Annotated in this window: 13 protein-coding genes and 2 pseudogenes; 6 read left to right on the forward strand and 9 right to left on the reverse strand. The window is 57.8% G+C overall.

The annotated features are described in order from the left end of the window. Nucleotides 1-20 precede the first annotated feature (20 nt). A complete protein-coding gene (gene ligD / locus YH62_RS08190; protein WP_046793643.1) occupies nt 21-2,657 on the reverse strand; it encodes a DNA ligase D in 2,637 nt (878 codons plus the stop codon). Nucleotides 2,658-2,723: 66 nt separating this feature from the next. Continuing rightward, nucleotides 2,724-2,897, reverse strand: a complete 174-nt coding sequence (locus tag YH62_RS30060; RefSeq protein ID WP_156176937.1) for a hypothetical protein — start codon at nt 2,895-2,897, stop codon at nt 2,724-2,726. Here YH62_RS30060 and dinB point away from each other — a divergent pair. Further along, nucleotides 2,896-3,985: pseudogene (gene dinB / locus YH62_RS08195) on the forward strand (DNA polymerase IV). The gene YH62_RS30060 and the pseudogene dinB sit on opposite strands and share 2 nt — an antisense overlap. Nucleotides 3,986-4,388: 403 nt before the next feature. Here the strand turns inward: dinB and YH62_RS08200 are convergent. From YH62_RS08200 to YH62_RS08215, 4 genes are all read right to left on the reverse strand, one after another. Then, nucleotides 4,389-4,946 carry a hypothetical protein gene (locus tag YH62_RS08200; RefSeq protein ID WP_046793644.1) on the reverse strand — a complete coding sequence of 186 codons (558 nt, stop codon included), beginning with the start codon at nt 4,944-4,946 and terminating at the stop codon, nt 4,389-4,391. A gap of 130 nt (nt 4,947-5,076) precedes the next feature. Beyond that, entirely contained in the window at nt 5,077-5,742 is a 666-nt protein-coding gene (locus tag YH62_RS08205) for a transcriptional regulator (RefSeq protein WP_046793645.1), read from the reverse strand. A 414-nt stretch (nt 5,743-6,156) separates the two neighbouring features. Beyond that, nucleotides 6,157-6,648 (reverse strand): hypothetical protein, encoded by a 492-nt coding sequence (locus YH62_RS08210; RefSeq protein ID WP_046793646.1) that lies wholly within the window; start codon nt 6,646-6,648, stop codon nt 6,157-6,159. A gap of 3 nt (nt 6,649-6,651) precedes the next feature. Then, a complete protein-coding gene (locus YH62_RS08215; RefSeq protein ID WP_046793647.1) occupies nt 6,652-7,716 on the reverse strand; it encodes an XRE family transcriptional regulator in 1,065 nt (354 codons plus the stop codon). Between the two features lie 594 nt (nt 7,717-8,310). On the opposite strand from YH62_RS08215, the gene YH62_RS08220 reads away from it, so the two are divergent. Next, on the forward strand, nt 8,311-9,624 hold the full coding sequence (locus YH62_RS08220) for a nucleotidyltransferase (RefSeq protein ID WP_046793648.1): 1,314 nt from the start codon (nt 8,311-8,313) through the stop codon (nt 9,622-9,624). Next, nucleotides 9,614-10,189 carry an SLATT domain-containing protein gene (locus YH62_RS08225; protein WP_046793649.1) on the forward strand — a complete coding sequence of 192 codons (576 nt, stop codon included), beginning with the start codon at nt 9,614-9,616 and terminating at the stop codon, nt 10,187-10,189. Before YH62_RS08220 ends, YH62_RS08225 begins: the two co-directional genes overlap by 11 nt. A 63-nt stretch (nt 10,190-10,252) precedes the next feature. Here the strand turns inward: YH62_RS08225 and YH62_RS08230 are convergent, their stop codons facing one another. Continuing rightward, the gene (locus YH62_RS08230; protein ID WP_348625753.1) at nt 10,253-11,254 is read right to left on the reverse strand and encodes an IS3 family transposase; all 1,002 of its coding nucleotides are present in this window, start codon (nt 11,252-11,254) and stop codon (nt 10,253-10,255) included. Between YH62_RS08230 and YH62_RS29430 the strand changes: the two are divergent. From YH62_RS29430 to YH62_RS08245, 3 genes and pseudogenes are all read left to right on the forward strand, one after another. Next, nucleotides 11,167-11,688: pseudogene (locus YH62_RS29430) on the forward strand (IS21 family transposase); the annotation flags it as partial. The gene YH62_RS08230 and the pseudogene YH62_RS29430 sit on opposite strands and share 88 nt — an antisense overlap. Nucleotides 11,689-11,835: 147 nt before the next feature. After that, nucleotides 11,836-12,984, forward strand: a complete 1,149-nt coding sequence (locus YH62_RS08240; RefSeq protein WP_046793652.1) for a C2H2-type zinc finger protein — start codon at nt 11,836-11,838, stop codon at nt 12,982-12,984. Nucleotides 12,985-13,058: 74 nt separating this feature from the next. Continuing rightward, nucleotides 13,059-13,964 carry a DUF4238 domain-containing protein gene (locus YH62_RS08245; protein ID WP_046793653.1) on the forward strand — a complete coding sequence of 302 codons (906 nt, stop codon included), beginning with the start codon at nt 13,059-13,061 and terminating at the stop codon, nt 13,962-13,964. A gap of 47 nt (nt 13,965-14,011) precedes the next feature. On the opposite strand, the gene YH62_RS08250 is transcribed toward YH62_RS08245, so the two are convergent. Together YH62_RS08250 and YH62_RS08255 are read right to left on the reverse strand one after the other, a co-directional pair. Next, entirely contained in the window at nt 14,012-15,793 is a 1,782-nt protein-coding gene (locus YH62_RS08250; protein ID WP_046793654.1) for an ATP-dependent helicase, read from the reverse strand. After that, nucleotides 15,786-17,573, reverse strand: coding sequence for an AAA family ATPase (locus YH62_RS08255; RefSeq protein WP_046793655.1), 1,788 nt, complete (start codon nt 17,571-17,573; stop codon nt 15,786-15,788). Before YH62_RS08255 ends, YH62_RS08250 begins: the two co-directional genes overlap by 8 nt. Nucleotides 17,574-17,578 lie beyond the last annotated feature (5 nt).

Below are 17,578 nucleotides of genomic sequence, written 5' to 3' on the forward strand. Positions count from 1 at the left end.
CCGGACCAACACCCGAGCGCTCACGCGGCCCGTTTTGATTCCCCCAGGCGCTTGATCGCCTGTTCGAGTGGACGCTCGCCATCACAGTAGTCCTGCCAGGCCGTGGTTTTCGCGAGCAACGCCGGCACGGTGCGGACGGTAAACCGCTTCGGATCAAGATCGGACTTCACCTGCGTCCAGTTGAGCGGCATCGACACAGTGGCGCCGGGTCGCGCGCGAGGCGACAGCGGCGCCACGGCAGTCGCCATGCGATCGTTTCGGAGATAGTCAAGGAAGATCCGGCCACCACGAAGGCTCTTGCTCATCTTGATGAGATAAAGGTCGGGATTGTCGCGTGCCATTTGCTGGCAGACGTCATGCGCAAATCCCTTGGCCTCGGCCCAGGACAAAGGATTTCGCCTATTCACAGCGAAGGGCGTAACGACATGCAGCCCTTTGCCGCCTGTGGTCTTGCAGAAGCTGACGAGGCCGAGTGCATCGAGCCGATCGCGCATTTCCCGCGCCGCCGCAACGACCGTTGCAAACGGCATGTCGGCTCCAGGGTCGAGATCGAACACCAGACGGCCCGGCACTTCCGGCTTGCCGGGCTCGCAGTTCCACGGATGCAATTCAATACCGCCGATCTGGGCGATCGCCGCAAGCCCCTCAATCCGGTCGATCTGGAGGTAGGGCTTCTTGTCGCCGAAGACGTTCACCAGTTCAAGCAGGTTAGACGTACCGGGCATCGCATGTCGCTGGAAAAACTGCTCGCCGCCAATACCGTCCGGCGCTCGAATGATCGAGCAAGGCCGGCCCCTGATATGCTCAATGAGCCAGGCGCCGACAGCTTCATGATAGCGGGCAAGGTCCTCCTTTGTGACCGGCTCGCCATCCCCGGCGTCCGGCCAGAGTGGCTTGTCGGGACTGGAGATGAGGACGCCCATGACCTCTGCCTTCGCGCCTTTGCGACGGACAGCTTTGTGTTTGGCGGTCGCGACAGGTTCAGCGGTATCTGTCTGGGCTGGCGACGCCGGCTTCTCAGCCTCGATCTCTTCCGCCGGCTTGTCCTCGCGCAGACCCTTGAAGGCCGCCTGACGGACAAGGCCGTCAGCAGTCCAACCTTCGAATTCGATTTCGGCGACAAGCTCGGGCTTCACCCAAACAACTTCCGCCTGCTTCTTCGGAGCACCCATGCCGGTGAACGGCGATCTCGTCGTCTCGAGCGCCTTCAGTTTTGGAAGCAGCATTTCGACTTTCTTGGCGGCGTAGCCGGTTCCGACACGGCCGACATAGACAAAGTGATCGCCGTGGTGAACGCCTACCAGGAGCGATCGGAATTTGCCGTTTGCTCTGGCATAGCCGCCGATCACCACTTCGTGGCCGGCCCGGCATTTCGATTTCGCCCATGTGTCGGTGCGCCCGGATTTATAAGGGGCATCCATCTGCTTGGAGACGATGCCTTCGAGCGACAACTTGCAGGCGGAGCGCAGCACCGCGTCACCGCCGGTTTCGAAGTGTTCGACATAGCGGATACGCGGATCATCGCTCCCGGCAGCGAGGAAGTCTTTGAGCCGCTTCTTCCGCTCGACCAATCGCATCGACCGCAAGTCCTCGCCGCCATAGAAGAGCAGGTCGAAGGCGAAATAGACCAGGTTGCCGGTCGTGCCTTCCGAGAGCGCGGCCTGGAGGGCTGCGAAATCGGGGGCGCCATTGTCGTCGAGGGCGCAGATTTCGCCATCAATGACGCAATCGGGCAGTTCGGATGCAGCATCGGCGATCTCTGGATATTTCGCCGTCCAATCGAGGCCCTTGCGCGTCTTCAGCGTCACCATGCCGCCGGCGACACGCATCTGGATCCGGTACCCATCGAATTTGATCTCATGCAGCCAATCGTCACCAGCCGGCGGCCGTGAAAGCGTCTCGCATAGCTGCGGCTCGATGAAATCCGGCAAGTCGACTGCGGTGGAGGTTGCGACGTCCTTCCGAGATCTCTTCTTACGCTCGTCAGCCGCCAGGCCATGTTTGCTGTCCCAGACCGCGTCCGCTTCGACATCCGCATTGGCCATCATGAACGGCCTCGGCTTGCGGCCCTTGCCTTCCGCGATTTGCTCCATGCTTCGGCCGGAGGCGACCGAGGTCACGTTCTCCTCCAGGATTGCCGCGCCGTTCTTCTCCACCGAGTGGCCATCATGGTGCTTGATCAGCAGCCAGTTGGTCCGTTTGCCGCCATCGCGGTCATTGCGCATCCGTACCAGGACGAAGCTGCCCTGCAGCCGCTTGCCCTTGAGCGTGAACTTGAAGTCGCCTTTCTTCAAGGCTTCTTCCGGCGACTTCCTACCTTCCGGCTCCCAATAGCCACGATCCCACAACATCACCGTGCCTCCGCCGTACTGGCCTTTGGGGATCGTACCTTCGAAGTCGCCATAATCGAGCGGGTGATCCTCGACCTCGACAGCGAGCCGCTTGTCATGCGGATCGAGCGATGGTCCCTTTGTCACCGCCCAGGACTTGAACACACCGTCGAGCTCGAGCCTGAAGTCATAGTGGAGCCGTGTGGCGTCGTGCTTCTGGAGCACGAACCGCCTCTTGTTCGACGGTTTGACGTGCACCTCCCCGCTCGGTTCGCTGGTCTTCTTGAAATCGCGCTTGGCACGGTATTTTGAAAGATTGTCGGCCATGATGTTCACGGACCCCGCCAGTATCACTGGGAGCGGCGCCGGCGTCTGCCTCCCAATCGTTGAAGTTCACAGGACGACAACGCCGTTGCTGGCCTGTAGTTTCGCGGGGCCTGGACCACGGGATCGGTCGAAACAGTTGATCTCGCGGCAAAGGTTGATATGTTCTCTATTTGTTTCGGCAACGATCTCCGGATGATGCGCCGATCCCATCGCGATCGCCGAAGCCGCAGTGAACGACATGACCCAGCCTCCCATCCGGAAGATCGTCCACGTGGACATGGACGCGTTTTATGCTTCGGTCGAGCAGCGTGACGACCCAGCCCTGCGCGGCAAACCGATTGCGGTTGGTGGGTCGGCCGCCCGCGGCGTTGTGGCGGCAGCGAGCTACGAGGCACGCGCTTTCGGCGTCCATTCGGCGATGCCATCGGTGACGGCCAAGCGAAAGTGCCCGGACCTGATTTTCGTTCCGCCGCGCTTCGACGTCTACAAGGCGGTATCCCAGCAGATCCGAGAAATCTTTGCGGAATACACGCCGCTGATCGAGCCGCTATCGCTTGACGAGGCCTATCTCGATGTCACCGAGAACCTGAAAGGCATGGAGATCGCCACCGAAATCGCATTGGAGATCCGCGCCAAGATCAAAGCGGTCACCGGCCTCAACGCGTCGGCCGGAATTTCCTACAACAAGTTCCTCGCCAAGATGGCGAGTGACCTGAACAAACCCAACGGCCAGGCCGTCATAACGCCGAAGAACGGGCCAGCCTTCGTCGAGGCCCTCCCCGTCAAGAAATTCCATGGTGTCGGTCCGGCGACTGCCGAAAGGATGCGGAAATATGGGATCGAGACCGGGCTCGATCTGAAATCGAAGTCGCTCGCCTTCCTGCAGGAGCATTTCGGAAAGTCCGGCCCGTATTTCTACGGCATTGCCCGCGGCATCGACGACCGCCAGGTGAAGCCCAACCGGATCCGAAAGTCCGTGGGCGCGGAGGATACCTTTGTCGAAGACATCGCTGATCTCGATTTGGCCACCGCGGAACTGAAACCGCTCGCAGAAAAGGTCTGGCGCTACTGCGAGGCACAAGGCATCAGTGGCAAGACGGTGACCGTGAAAATCAAATACTCGGACTTCACCCAGGCGACGCGGAGCCGGACCGCGTCAGGCGTCTTTGCGGGCATTCCTGAAGTCCTTGCCTCGGCGTCGGACCTCTTAGCGACAGGTCTACCCCTTCAAGCGCCCAGTGCGGCTGCTCGGCGTCACGCTTTCAACGCTGACGGCCTGCGAAATCGGCGATGCCCAACCACAGTCCCAGCTTGATCTAGGGCTCTGACGTCCCATCTCCCCGAAATAAAAAAGCCTGCCGCGGGAGGAGGTGCGGCAGGCTTTTCTAAAAGAACGAACAGCGACTTGGGAGGAGGAGTGCCGCTGTTCCCACAGACGTCCCCTTGGGAGGAGTGGGTCGTCTGAATTCGAAGCGTTGCGGGAGGAGCATCGCTTCGATGAAAACCATCATACTCGCGCCAGCGCTGTCCGCCAGAGTTTATGCTGCACTGCAGCCATGCATCAGCCGCAACAGTCTTTGTCATACATGAGTTACAACCGTCATGCCCTGAAACGATCGAAGGCAGTGAGGTACTTGGTTGGAGGGTCTGCCTCAGGGTATCGGTAGATTTCGGACCTGAAATAGCTGTTTCTTCAGGTTGCTCAAGCCCGGACGGCGGATAACGGCGCAGTCAGCGTTGGAATCGCTCCAGCATCCTTTTCAGTTGTGCATTCTGCAGCTGAAGCTTGCGTGCCAGTTGCTCCCGGAGCAGCCGGATCTCCTCATCCAGGCTGATGGCATTGTCAGAAACGGTGGGAACCTCTGGAGAGGGCGGCGGAACGGCTTCAATCGTTGCCGCTGTCTTGCCCCGCCTGCGGCGCTTACGCGTTGCACCTCTGCCAGGCGGCGAGGTTTTTTGTGCGTTGCGAGCTGCTGTATCGGCGTCATCGGATAAGGCCGGATCAGTCGCCTCCGCGGGCCCGGCGCCGTCGATATCTGCCTTGCCATGAACACCGCTTATTTCTTCGGAATGATCCGGATCTGCTGACACCGGCTCCGATTGATCGTGAGGGACCAGTTTTTCGTCGATCGGAGGAACCGCAGCGTTCAACCCATCATCGGCGGCCGTTTCAGTGGGCTTGGCGATGGCCAACAGTTCCGGCGTCACGTCGTCGGTAGAACCGTTTTCTTGCCTCTGCTGCCGTCGCGGCGACACCAACCGGGTCAGGAACTTCCATGGAGACGCCATCTTATTCGACCTCGAATTCTAATCCGCATAAAACCTGCGAGCAAAAGCCTTGGCGGCAGGATCACTGCCACCAAAATATTCATGTCGATAAGCATAAGAATGCGGCCGGCGCTTGGCCGAATGCTGCCGATCAACCGAGGTTGAGTCGCTTTCTCAGATCGGCATTTTCAGCACGGAGCTTCTCGGCCAGTTGCTTGCGCAGTCTTTGGTTTTCCTCTTCCAGCTGCAGAAGATCCGCAAACTCGTCAACTGCCGCCACCGACGGTGCGGTCGCTGTCTGCACAGCCTTCGGAGCACGTTTGACAGGCGCACGTCTGGCGCTTGTCGCACCTTCGTCGGACTTTGCCTTGCGTCCTCTCCTCTGCTTTCCAGCTGCGGCCTTCGAAGCCGCCGCCGGTTGCGCCGAAACATCGGCTGAGGCCGCTTCAGGCGCCGCCTTCTTCTTGGCGCGAGGCTTGCGTTCCTTCTTTGGTACATCGGGCGCCGCTGCAGGCGACGCGCCAGCATCAGTCATCGTATTGTTTTCGTCGGCCATTTTGGTCTCCTGTAAAGCCGATGCATTTGTCTCCTGCTCAATCGGCTGTGTCAACATCGCCTCGGCCTGATCTTCTTCAGGGAAAGACATCCCGCTGCTGCGAATCTGAGAAGCTTCTGGCCAAAATGGCGTTGCCTCGTCCTGCAGATCTTGTGCAACGGATTTGAGATCCATGTCTCCCCAGATCGAGTTCGGGTTTGAATTGAGTTTCCGTCGACCAGATCGGTATTCGACGGCAAAACTGCGCTGGACTTTTTTCACTTTGAGAGACCTTGGGCACCTGTGGTGATGGTTTCGGCGATATTTTCAGCATCGCAACATGCCTGCAAATATATACTACTGCGCCGTCGGTCTAGAGCCTCGGCGATACTCGGCCCTCACCGCGCGAGCCCACGTCGCCGCGCCTGCTGGCTCGTCCGACTAAGTCCAGCCTTGGCCAAATGCCATTCAGCCGCTTATCGCCCTGAGTACACAAATCCCGGACCAACTCGATCCCCATTGTGGATAGGCCATGACTGCTTGTTGGGATTGCTTTTGCAGTTGAAGGGTACGAACTGTCGACCCTGCTACTCCACAGTCGTGCGCCTTGAACGGATATGAACCTACGATCCGCTTTGCGAATTGAGCTAAGTATCTGATTGAAAATTAAATCTGCAGTGCGGAGCGCAACGTGGCCTATCTCGAGAAGCGGATGAGCCGACGGCGGATTTCGCCTGATGGCAAGCGGCACCGGGGGTGATTTGCTAAGCGACTAAGGCCGGAATGCAAATGCTCGAACTGCACATGGCTGCCATCGGCGAACTGATCAATCACCCACAGCACACCGTGCATTTCAAGCCTCTCGGCAGTCGCAAGCTCTCGAAGCACTCCGTCACCCGTAAGCAGTCCCCAACCCCGAGTTTGCGCTAGCACGAATGCAAACGTGTCAGGAGCAGAGAGGCGAGCGTGGGCACGGTTGACCTCGGTGGCCCTGCGAACCTCAGCAGACGTCAGAGGTTCTACCCTTAAGCCGAGTCGCACGAGCGTCTGTCCCATTTCGCCGACCAATTCCCGTTCATATAGCAGGTCAGGGACGGCGAACTCGAACGGCAAAAGAAACATGAACTCGAGAAGGCCGGCCCTTTCCAGGTCAATTAAGACTGAGGTATCGGAAATCAGAATCGCCATGCGTCAGACTGCCGTCTGGTCCAGGCGTTTGTCGAGTTCGCGAACGGAAATACCGAGCATTTCAGCGGCACGGGACTCGCCCAATATGCCCTCAACCAAAGCACGATAGCATAAACGCTCGAACCTTTTAGGTTCCTCAAGTTCGGGAGCCATGCTCTCTGGCTCTTCGTAAGGATAGTGCCGCCACCCTCTCTCTTCGAAAACTTTGAACAGTCGTGAACATGCCGCCTGGCTGATAATTCCCAGATCTTTGCACCGATAAGCGAGTGCCTGAACACTTACCCCGAACCTTTTCTTTAGCGCGACAAGCTCGCCAACACTTATAGACGACCGATGAGCACCGGCTTCTGCTCGCAAGACGTCGGCTGGCATCAGAAAAGCACCGGCGAAGCGATGAGCTGCTTTTTCCACGTCGACTCCCTCGGCTGGTGCAATCACCATATGTCCAAGTTCGTGTGCCAGGTTGAACCGCTTACGCTCTGACCACGTTCCCCGCTTGATAACAATTACTCGAGCGGCGTCGCGGTCCTTGCGACGAACCCTCGCCGCTAAACCGTCGACGTCGTTCAAGTCCATCGAGAGGACCTTTATTCCTCGTTCCTCTAATAGCTCGGCTAGCTGCGGGATAGGGTCGTTTCCAAGTCCCCAATCATCACGGACCGAGCGTGCTGCATCTTCCGCATCGCGAATGTCTGAAACTGGATATGGCGCGCTTCGCGGTTGCTCCCATTCGACACTGCGCAAGTGAAGAAGGTCCTCGATCACAAGATATCGCTCGAGCATATGGATGGCTCGCGCCTGGACTGCAGCTTCCTCTTTGGAAGACGTTCCGAGCTTTTTTCTGAAGTCCACGCCTTCGAGGGATAGCTGATCTTCACTTAGAATGAATTCCTCGGACACACCCAAAGCTTTGGCCAAAGCTATCAAAGCTTTGGAGCCGGGCATATCTTCATTTCGCTCATACTTGCCGATCGCCTGCGCTGACACCACGCCATTCATTGCATCCGCTAATGCCCTCAATGACAGCCCAGCCGCTTGCCGTGCGACCTTCAATTTGTTGCCGATCATATCGATCTCCTAGATTTCAGTTTACAAAATAGTTCATAATTGCATTTTTGTAAACCTCCCCTCTTGAAATGAGCGGTCAGATGCCTGATCTTTTCTGGCAAAGAGCAACCACCGATTCCTGCAGAATTCGGATCTTCGCGGCATTCATCGAACTACAGAGCTCCTTCGCAAAGAGATCACCCTCGATCTAGGAACTGCTTCATGAAAAAGGACCGGTTTACACGCAAGGCACACCCGAGACAGCTGTCGTCAGGTTACGTCACCTCGGTCCGTGAGACTCTCGTTCGCCGTCAGGCTACCGATGCGAATGAGAAAACAAGCTACTTCCATCCTTGCCGAATGTGCGGTGCAACGATCCTGACAAGGCGCTTGCCCAACGGCGGTTGGGCGCACTTCGAAGGAAGGGACGGGCTAAGCAGGGTGAAGCACCCATGTCAAACCCGTGGCGCCGGACTGAGCCGGCGGCGTGACCCTTTCACGCTGGAGCTTTTCCCAGTCCAACCACCGATGGGTCGGCTTCGTCGCAAGACAGCCGCAGCATGAGATGAACACATCGATTTCCCCACCAAACCACATTTTTGAGGTAACAGGCCGATGAGCATTGCCGACACGTTCAAGCAGTTTCTCAGCAATATTGCGGTAGACAATGACGATACCATTAGCCTTCGCTACGGCGAGGTTACGGCCGCACTAAACAAAAAATTCCGCGACACCGACTCAAAAGTTTCGAACTCTCTGCAAGTTGGCTCATACGGCAGGTGGACCGCAATCAAGGGCATTTCTGACCTCGACATGCTGTATATTATGCCCGCCGGGAAATGGGATAGTTACAAGGACGGCGGGCAATCTCGTCTTCTCGATGACACCAAAAATGCGATCAAGAGCCGCTATCCGAACACAACTGTTCTCAAGGATCGCCTTGTCATCCAGGTGCTCTACCGAGACTTTCATATTGAAGTCCAACCGGTTTTTGAACAGGCGGACGGAAGCTTCAAATACCCTGACACCTATGATGGTGGGTCATGGAAAATTACGAAGCCCCGCGAAGAGATCGCCGCCATGAAAGAGGCGAACGTACAGAAGAACAAGAACCTGCGTCGCCTCTGCAAGATGGCTCGAGCTTGGAAGAACAAACATGGCCTTGCGATGGGTGGGCTGCTGATCGACACACTGACCTATAATTTTCTAGAATCGACGAATGAATATGATGAAAAGAGCTACCTCTACTACGATTACATGAGCCGCGATTTCTTCAAATTCCTCTCAGAACGTCCTGATCAAGACTATTACGCCGCTCTTGGGAGCGGCCAGCGTGTCAAGGTGAAGAAGAAATTTCAGAAGAAGGCAAAAAAGGCCTACGAACTGGCTTTGGACGCCATCGCTGCCGCGGGCTCGACTACCGAGAATGAAAAGTGGCGCAAAATTTATGGTCGCGGTTTCCCTGCTGCAGAACAGGCGGCGCAAAAGGCAGCCTTTACCTCATCTTCGTGGAGGAACACCGAGGAGTTTATCGACAACCGGTATCCGGTCGATATACGCAATAGCATCACCCTAGATTGTGAGGTCTCGCAAAATGGGTTCCGAGAACGGTTCCTAAGAGAGATGTTGCGGCTGAACCTGCCGCTCAAAGCGGCCAAGACGCTGACATTCAGCGTTGTCGATCACGACATCCAGGGCGACTTCAACCTTTATTGGAAGGTGCTCAATCGCGGCGAGGAGGCACGCCGCCGGGACTGCATCCGTGGACAAATTGACGGAGATCGAGGCAGCATGAGACGAACCGAGCACACCAATTTCAGGGGAGATCATATCGTTGAATGCTACGCCGTCCAAAATGGCGTTGTTGTTGCGACCGATCGCATCCATGTTCCTATCCAGGGCAGTCAGGTAAGCGCTGATGCAGCTTGAACAGCAACCAGACCGGGACAACTTCTCGCCGCTTGAGGACCAGATCCGCGAATGCTTTGGCCGTGTCGTCTACACCCACAAGACTCATGAAAAGATGGCCGACCGCTGCTCAGCGACGCTGCAGCGATATAAGCTCTGTCAGATTGGCGTGTCCGTTCTGACCACGTCCGGGGCGTTGTCCGTCGTGTTTCTCGACCAGTTTTGGCTGAAGCTTGCCACAGCATTTCTGTCGATCGTCGGCCTGTGGGCTTCCGGCTACATGAAGGGTTTTGACCCAGGCGGCACCGCACAAAAGCACAGGGACGCCGCCGCCAACTTATGGCCGATACGGGAATCATATCTGTCTCTGCTGGCCGATCTACGAATGGGAGGGATCCCATCGGAAGAGGCGTTAAAGCGCCGGGATGAACTACAGAAGAAGCTGGCGGCAATTTATCTAGGGGCGCCACAAACTACCGCCAAAGCCTATGCCGATGCACAAAGAGCCTTGCAGAGGAACGAAGACTATACTTTTCGCGACGAAGAAATCGATAAATTTGTGCCGAAATCGCTTCGAAAGAAGTAGCGCTGTTGATTTGCACTGAGAGCTGACCCGGGATTGGAGTGCGCCCCTTGGGGCGGACAAGGATCAGGCTGCTGATTTGCCAGTCTGCCGGATGTGTTGATCCTCGAACTGTTGTGGGCTCAGGTAGCCGAGCGCTGAATGGAGCCGGCGCTTGTTGTAGACCTCCTCGATGAAGTGGGGAAGGTGCTCGGTGATATCCTCGAAAGTTTCGAACGCCATCGGATAGACCGCCTCGACCTTCAGTGTTTTCATGAAGCTCTCGGCCTTAGCGTTGTCGTAAGGGTTTCCCCGGCGACCCATCGAGCCGACCAGTCCGTTGGCGGCCAACGTCTCGCGATAGAGAGCGGCAGCATACTGTGAACCGCGATCGGAATGATGCACGACGCCCGGCGGAGGGTTTCGCCTGGCGATCGCGGCATTCAAGGCTGCCACCGTCAGCCGCGCGTCGATCGACCGACCGATGGCGTAACCGACGATCAACCTCGACCAGGCATCGAGGATAATGGCGACGTAGATGAAACGGGTCGGCAACGCGACATAGGTGATGTCGCTGACCCAAAGCTGGTTGGGGCCGCTCGGGATGATCTCCTTCGCCAGGTTCGGAAAGATCGGCCCATCGTGGTCACTGTCGGTCGTGGCAATGAACCGTCGCCTGATCTTCGGCCTCAGATCGTGTTCGCGCATGAGGCGACGAATCTTCTTGTGGTTCACGACAAGACCCTGCTGTCGCAAGGCCGCACCGACGCGGCGGTAGCCGTAGAACTCGAACCCGTCGCAGATTGAGAACATTGCTTCGACAATTGCGGTGTCGTCGGTCGGCCGTTCCGGGAGGTCATAATAGGTGGAGCGCGCGATTCCCATCAGCCGGCATCCCTCCGCGACGGAGATGCCGCGGGGCCGGTGATGACGGACGTAGTTCCGTTTTTCGGCCGCGGTGCGCTTTTCAGAGCCCCCTTTAGAAACTCCAGTTCCAGAGCCTGCTTGCCAACGAGCCGTTCGAGGGCGGCGATCCGGGCCTCGTATTACTGAGCGTAATCCGACGCTGGCATTTTCGAGAGCATCTATCGATCCGGGAGGTTTGCCGCAGGACCGGCCTGTCCCGGAACACTGTCCGCAAATACCTGCGCCTGGACGGCGTAGAGCCGAAGTTCAAGGTCCCAGAGCGACCGAGCAAGCTTGATCCGTTCGCGGATCGGCTGTCGGCCTGGCTGAAGACGGAATCCAAGAAGGGCCGCAAGCAAAAGCGCACCCTAAAACAACTCCATGCCGACCTGGTGAGCCTCGGCTATGATGGTTCCTATTGCCGTGTTGCAGCCTTTGCCCGGGAATGGAAGGCAGATCGGCAGAGGGAATTCCAGACGACAGGGCGCGGAACGTTCGTGCCCCTGGCCTTCGAACCGGGCGAAGCGTTCCAGTTCGACTGGTCGGAAGACTGGGCTATCATCGGCAATGAGCGCACCAAGCTGCAGGTCGCACATACGAAGCTGAGCTATATCCGCGGCCACGTCGAAGGCTGGTTGGCTAGTTCAAGCGCCGATCTTTCACAATGCAATCAGCTGTGGGCTTAGGCTAGAGACCGCTTTGAGTAACGCGAGTATCGTCGGATTCGTGAAACTCTTGATTCGCAATACTTTGATGGCGACCGCATGGAGATCGAAGCTCAAACGATAGAAGCAATGTGGCGTGCCTTGCAAAAGCCCGCACCGGCGATGTCACGTCGCGCAAATGCGATGGACGGGCGCATCGCGGCGTCGGGGTGGGCCTCCGCCGTTGATCTCGAGGACTATCTTCTTTCACAGGATCGCAGACTCGATCCTCCAGCCGTCGTCGACCCCAAAATTTTGGCAGGAGCGCTGGGCCTGCCTTTTCGCTCGGTGTTCCCTCGACCGCAGCGCCGCAACGACGACGACTCTGGATATGACATGCTTTCAGCGGCCGATACCGCGGCGCTTTGCATTTGGCTGGAGCGACTCGGCTTCCGCATTGATGTCGCCGACCTTTGCGCGCGCGTTCGCCCGCGTCTGGACGCAACAACGCACCTGACCGACGAGGAGATTTCAGTGCTCTTCTACGAGGCGAACCGGCACCGCCTCCCGCCGATCACGCTTTCTGCCCCGCATCGGGAGTGGAGGGGCATGATAAGGTCGCGCTTCAAGACATCATCGGGATATCGCTTGGAATGTGCCTTTGACGACGACGGTCACGCGTTGTGGCTCACCGCTCGGTCCCCAAAGTACCGCAAGCGGCCCGAAGCGATAGCAGTGACATGCCCCGATTGCGGAATGACGTACGTCAAGGGCTCTCGGACCGATGAGCAATTGCATCGTTCTTTCCACCGGAAGCGATTCTCCGTCATCGAACCCAAGCCGCATCGACGCTTCAGCGAAGCACTCAATCGAGATCTGGATGCCGCATGGGTAGATGCCAGGTCCCCGAAATGGAAACGCGCAGAAGTCTACAGCCGGGCGCTCGAATTTAAGCGCGAACTCGGCTACGACTTCACACAGTGGTCGTTAGAAGCCCAGCACGATCCCGACGCGATCGGGTTCCTATTCTCCGACGAAGAGGAGCGCATCATCGGCGCGTGCTCTTTCCGGCCGCAGGATGGGGCGAGTGAAAGGCCGTGGCGCCTTGATTGGATTTGGATCTGCCCGGACGCCCGCCGCCTTGGCCAGCTCGATCGACATTGGGACCGCTTCCGCCAGCGTTTCGGCGTTTTCGACGTCGAGCACCCTGTTTCCGATGCAATGCGTGCTTTTCTGCGCAAGCGAGGTAGCGCCGACTTATTGCGGTAGCATGCAGACGATCACACGGTCACCTCGGGTCTCAGGTTTTGACCCCGTAACCCTCACGCTGCTGGATTTAAAAAATGGCAACGAACGAACCTCGCGACCATCACTACGTTCCACAGTTCTTCCTGCGAAACTTTGCCGTCGACGAGGCGAAAACCAGGATAACGACGGTCGGAAAGCATGGCTCAATGGCGGTCTGGGGCGAACGTTCCATCGAGAGCCTCGGCTACGAACGTGACTTCTATGTGCACCTGCGCGCCGGCATTCCGGTGTCGGCCGAAACGGATATCAACCGTCGCGTCGAAACGCCGATCTCGCAAAGCGACACGTGGGCAAAAATCGTGAGCGGCCGGACCGACGCCCTCGATCAATCCGACAGAGCGATCCTTTATGCCCTGATACGGCATCTCGAGGCCCGGACGCCGCACTACCAAGGCACAATGAATGAGCTCACGCAGATGGCGAGGGACCCGCTTGCGGAAATCGCTTTCGCCGATGAGGAACGCGCCGCCTACGCGGCGATGCACGCTGATCCGAACCTGGCCAAAGCAATGCAGAATCAAATGGCCTCATCAACGGCATGGGCAGAGAGCAGCTTCAAAGGCGCTCTTATGATGATACTTCGCTCTCCGATCGCCCTACGTTCCTCAACAACTCCAGTGTTCTCGATGCCCGCTCCGCACCATCCGGCAATGGCGCTCCCGCTTCCCGGCATGGTTCCATACCAACTCGTGTTGACGCTCAACCCAACCACGATGGCCTGCCTGGTCCTCGGCGACTTCGATGGCGCATTTTCAAATCGAGAAATCGACGCTGCTACTGCCATGGGTTTCAACCGGCACTTCGTTGGTCAATTCGCCAAATTCGACTATGTACGCCACTTGATCACCCCTGCCGACAACATCGCTGTGGATATGACCTGGGCACCCTACGACCTTGTTGAAAGTTCACAGCGCAAGATTGTCTTTCGCCGGCGCGCTTAGGTCTCATCTCGACCAGTTTTTGACGACTACAAGTGAGCGGCAGCCTGCTATTCTTTCTGGCTTCTTTGAAACAGTTCAAGGACCCAAGGGGAAAAGTGCTGCTCCTGAAAAACCAGGCTGAGGTGTTTTTTCGGCCGAGTCACGCCGACATAGAACAAGCGCCTTGCTTCTCGAAGCCCGGCCGGTGTGCGTTTATCCCGATCGCTCGGGAAATCTGTGTTGTTGACCCCGTACATGATGACGGCGTCAAACTCCCTGCCCTTCGCGCTATGCAGTGTACTGAGGTTAACGCGCCCTGCTCCTTCGATACGCCCAGCGAAGTGCGCCAGCGAGAGATCGAGGTCACGCGCCGGATCCGTATTGGCGATCATTTCGTCGCAGAGTTGCCATTCTTGTTCGGAATTTCGCGCAACGTCACTCCATGGCGTTATGAGCTCTCGCGAGAAACGCTGCAGCCACGCATGCGTCGTCTCCGCAGTCCCGATTGATGCATTCAGGAACGCCATAAGCTGCGCGGACAAATCCTGTTCCTCGCCTTCGCTGGCATGCCGCCCGAACACAAGCGTGATCGCCTGCGACAAAAGCCGCGCATAGGGTGGATCGGCATCACGCCAACCACCGGTCGCCCAGCGCGCGCACTCCTCAATGAAGCGCGCAAGGCGCGAGTTTCTCCTAACCAGGGCGTTGGTGTCGGTTCGAACAAAGGGAATGTTGGCATCTTTCATTACGGTGGCGACCTTGTCGCCGAGCCACGCGGCTCGGTAAAGGACCGCGATCTGCCCAAGCTCGAATCCTTGCTCGATAAGCTTTGGGATGATCGTATCGGCGATGACTTGCGCCTGCGAGTCAAGGCCATAGGGCGCCTCCCAGAAGCTCAGATCTCCTTCGGGCGCGCCGTCGACGCCACGGTAGTCGCGTTCTTCACCGAGCGCACCCAGAGACGCGCGAATAATTTTTCCGCCGGAACGATAGTTGAACCGCAGTTTGATGGTCCGCACATCCGTGCGGCGCGTAAGGCTTTCGAGGAGTTCGGGATTGGCGCCGGCAAAGGCATAGATCGACTGGTCAGCATCGCCAACGGCGAAAAGCCGGATTCCGCCCTCAAAGCACAAGAGCAGAACGAGTTCATGTAGCGCATGGCCGAGATCCTGATACTCGTCGACGAACAACACCGGGAAACGCGCGCGAAGTGCCTCACGGATCCAGACGTTTTCCTTGATCATGCGATAGGCCAGAAGCGGCATGTCATCGAAATCGAGCAGACCCTGTCGCCGCAGTTCCGCCTCATAGGTCTCGATGAAAGCGGCCAGTTCGGGATTGCGCCCACGCCATTCAGGACGCGAACGATCAACGTCGCGCTTGCGCTTCTCGGACGCGAACTCCCAACGCTGGTGCGGATTGTCGGTACCGTTGATGGCGTTCCTGTACGCGACCTCCACCGCAGCTCTCGCTTCCAATCGCGTCGCAACCCTGAAGTTCGCAGGAAGGCCGATTGGCACACAGCGGGCATAGGGGCCAATCACCTGGCTCGCCGCAAAGCCGTGCACGGTGCCGATGAAGGCGCGATCTCCAGGAACAACGCCAAGGCGGGCGAGACGGGTTTCGAGTTCGATAGCGCACTCGTTATTGTAGGTGATGCAGGCGACACCTCGGGGTTCGGCGACGTCTTGGGCCAAAACCCGCGCCATAGCCGTGGTCAGAGTTTTGGTCTTCCCACTTCCGGGACCGGCCAGCACGATGCAATGCCCGGTTTCAACGACAGCGGCCGACTGTTCCGGGTTCGACTTGAGCTCCGCTAGGGCCTGAAGAAGCGAGCGATCACTAGACATGAGCAACCAATCCAACGATCGCGTTGATCGCGCTTTCGATATAGGCCGGCGGCTTGAGGCCTACGGATTTCTTCGCCAGGCGGGCGCCGAGCCGCCCCTTGCCAATGTCGGCGATCATGGCAAGCAATTGTGGGGCATCGACCGCCGCACCAGCTCGCCAGGCGGCGATGCGTCCCGTTCGCACCGAGCCAAAGTCCTGCTCACCCAGGATATCGAGAAGCGGTTTCAGCAGGACGGGCGTATTGGCAACAGACACTTCAAAGGTTTGATCGTTGAGAAATATGCCAGATTTTGCTGCGTTCACGCTGAACGCGGCATGGTCCATTGGCTCCCATGTTGCCAGTTGCGCAGGCGTGAGGAGCGGCAGACCGCGAACCGCGAGTATATCCTGCCAGAGATCCAGAGTCCGCTTCTTTCCCAGAGGAGGCTTGGTGCCATCGAGAGGATCCCAGTCGGTGATCACGCTATAGGGAAGCTTCAATGCTTCAGCGAGCTTTACATAGGGGCGGAAGTTGACCCCGCCGACATTGCAGACCGTTATCCCAAGCTCATCCAGCGAATGACCGAGTGATGAGGCGAAGATGGGCAGGAGCGCTTCCTCCGCGTCTCCCTCAATGAAAATGGCGCCTCGGGCGAACAGCAGCTCAGCGCGTGTCGCATTGAGATACGTTTCAAGATCGTCGATCTCGTCCGGCGTTACCGGCAGGTTCGCCAACGAGAATGCCTGGGTCGCCCCAGCCTGCTTCTTCAACTGGACGATTGAGCGCAACGGGGTGACTGCTGCCAAGGTCGGCGAATGACTGGTGACGATCATCGACTGCGACGCGTCGACGTTGCCAAGCAGCTTCTTGAAGACGGATCGCTGGAGTTGCGGATGAAGATGCGCCTCTGGCTCCTCGATGCAAAGGAGCGAGAAGTTTCGTTCGTTCTTCTTCCGGCGCCATGAGAATTCTGCGAGCTTCAAAGCCAACAACGCCACGTTGGCCGAGCCAAGACTGGCATCCCCAATGCCACGCTTTCCATTGTCGATGAACATCGCAATCGCCCGAAAAAGGCGCAGCGGGTCGTTCGGCGCGAATCTCAGGCGAGCATCGATGTCGTGTGCCTTTCCGGAAAGATGGACGATACCCGCCCGCAATTCATCTTCCAGCGTCTTGATCGTCGGAAACGTTTCGAGCGTCTTGGTCGCCTTGTCGAGTTCGGCAGCCACTGCGTCGATGTCCGCGCGGCTGATCCCGGAGACGGCATCCTCGAGCAGAGGGCGCAATGGCGAATTGCGCCAGCTGCCCAATTGCCCTTCGGCATCGCGCAAGGCGTCCAATAACTCGATCGCGATGCGGCGACGCACCCTGCTAGGAAGCGAGCGGGTTTCGTCGCCGCCACCGAAAACGAGAAACTCACAATCGGCACTTGATTGCGGAGCGCCTGTGATGTCGGACTTCTTGCGGAAGACGTAGCTGAGCTGCGCGACCGTCGGATCGTGAGCGGCGCGAAAATCGGTCAAAAGCGCAGTCAAGGCCATGTCGGTAGCGAAATCCGAGAGCTCCAAATGGACCTCAATGGGTCCACTGAAATCGGCCGGCCCACCATCCCAGAAGTCGGTCAGCTTCAGTTGTCGGGCCGAGTCAGGCAGGGTTGGATCGAGTATGAGCTGGATTGCGAACAGCAGATTGCTTTTTCCGACTCTATTCTGCCCAAGCAGCACGACATTGCCAGATAGTGGAATATCGATAGATTGAAAGTTCCTGAAATTTCTTATGCTCAACTTGCTCAGACGCATTGCAT

Source organism: Rhizobium sp. LC145, from assembly GCF_001005825.1.
GTDB lineage: Bacteria > Pseudomonadota > Alphaproteobacteria > Rhizobiales > Rhizobiaceae > Neorhizobium.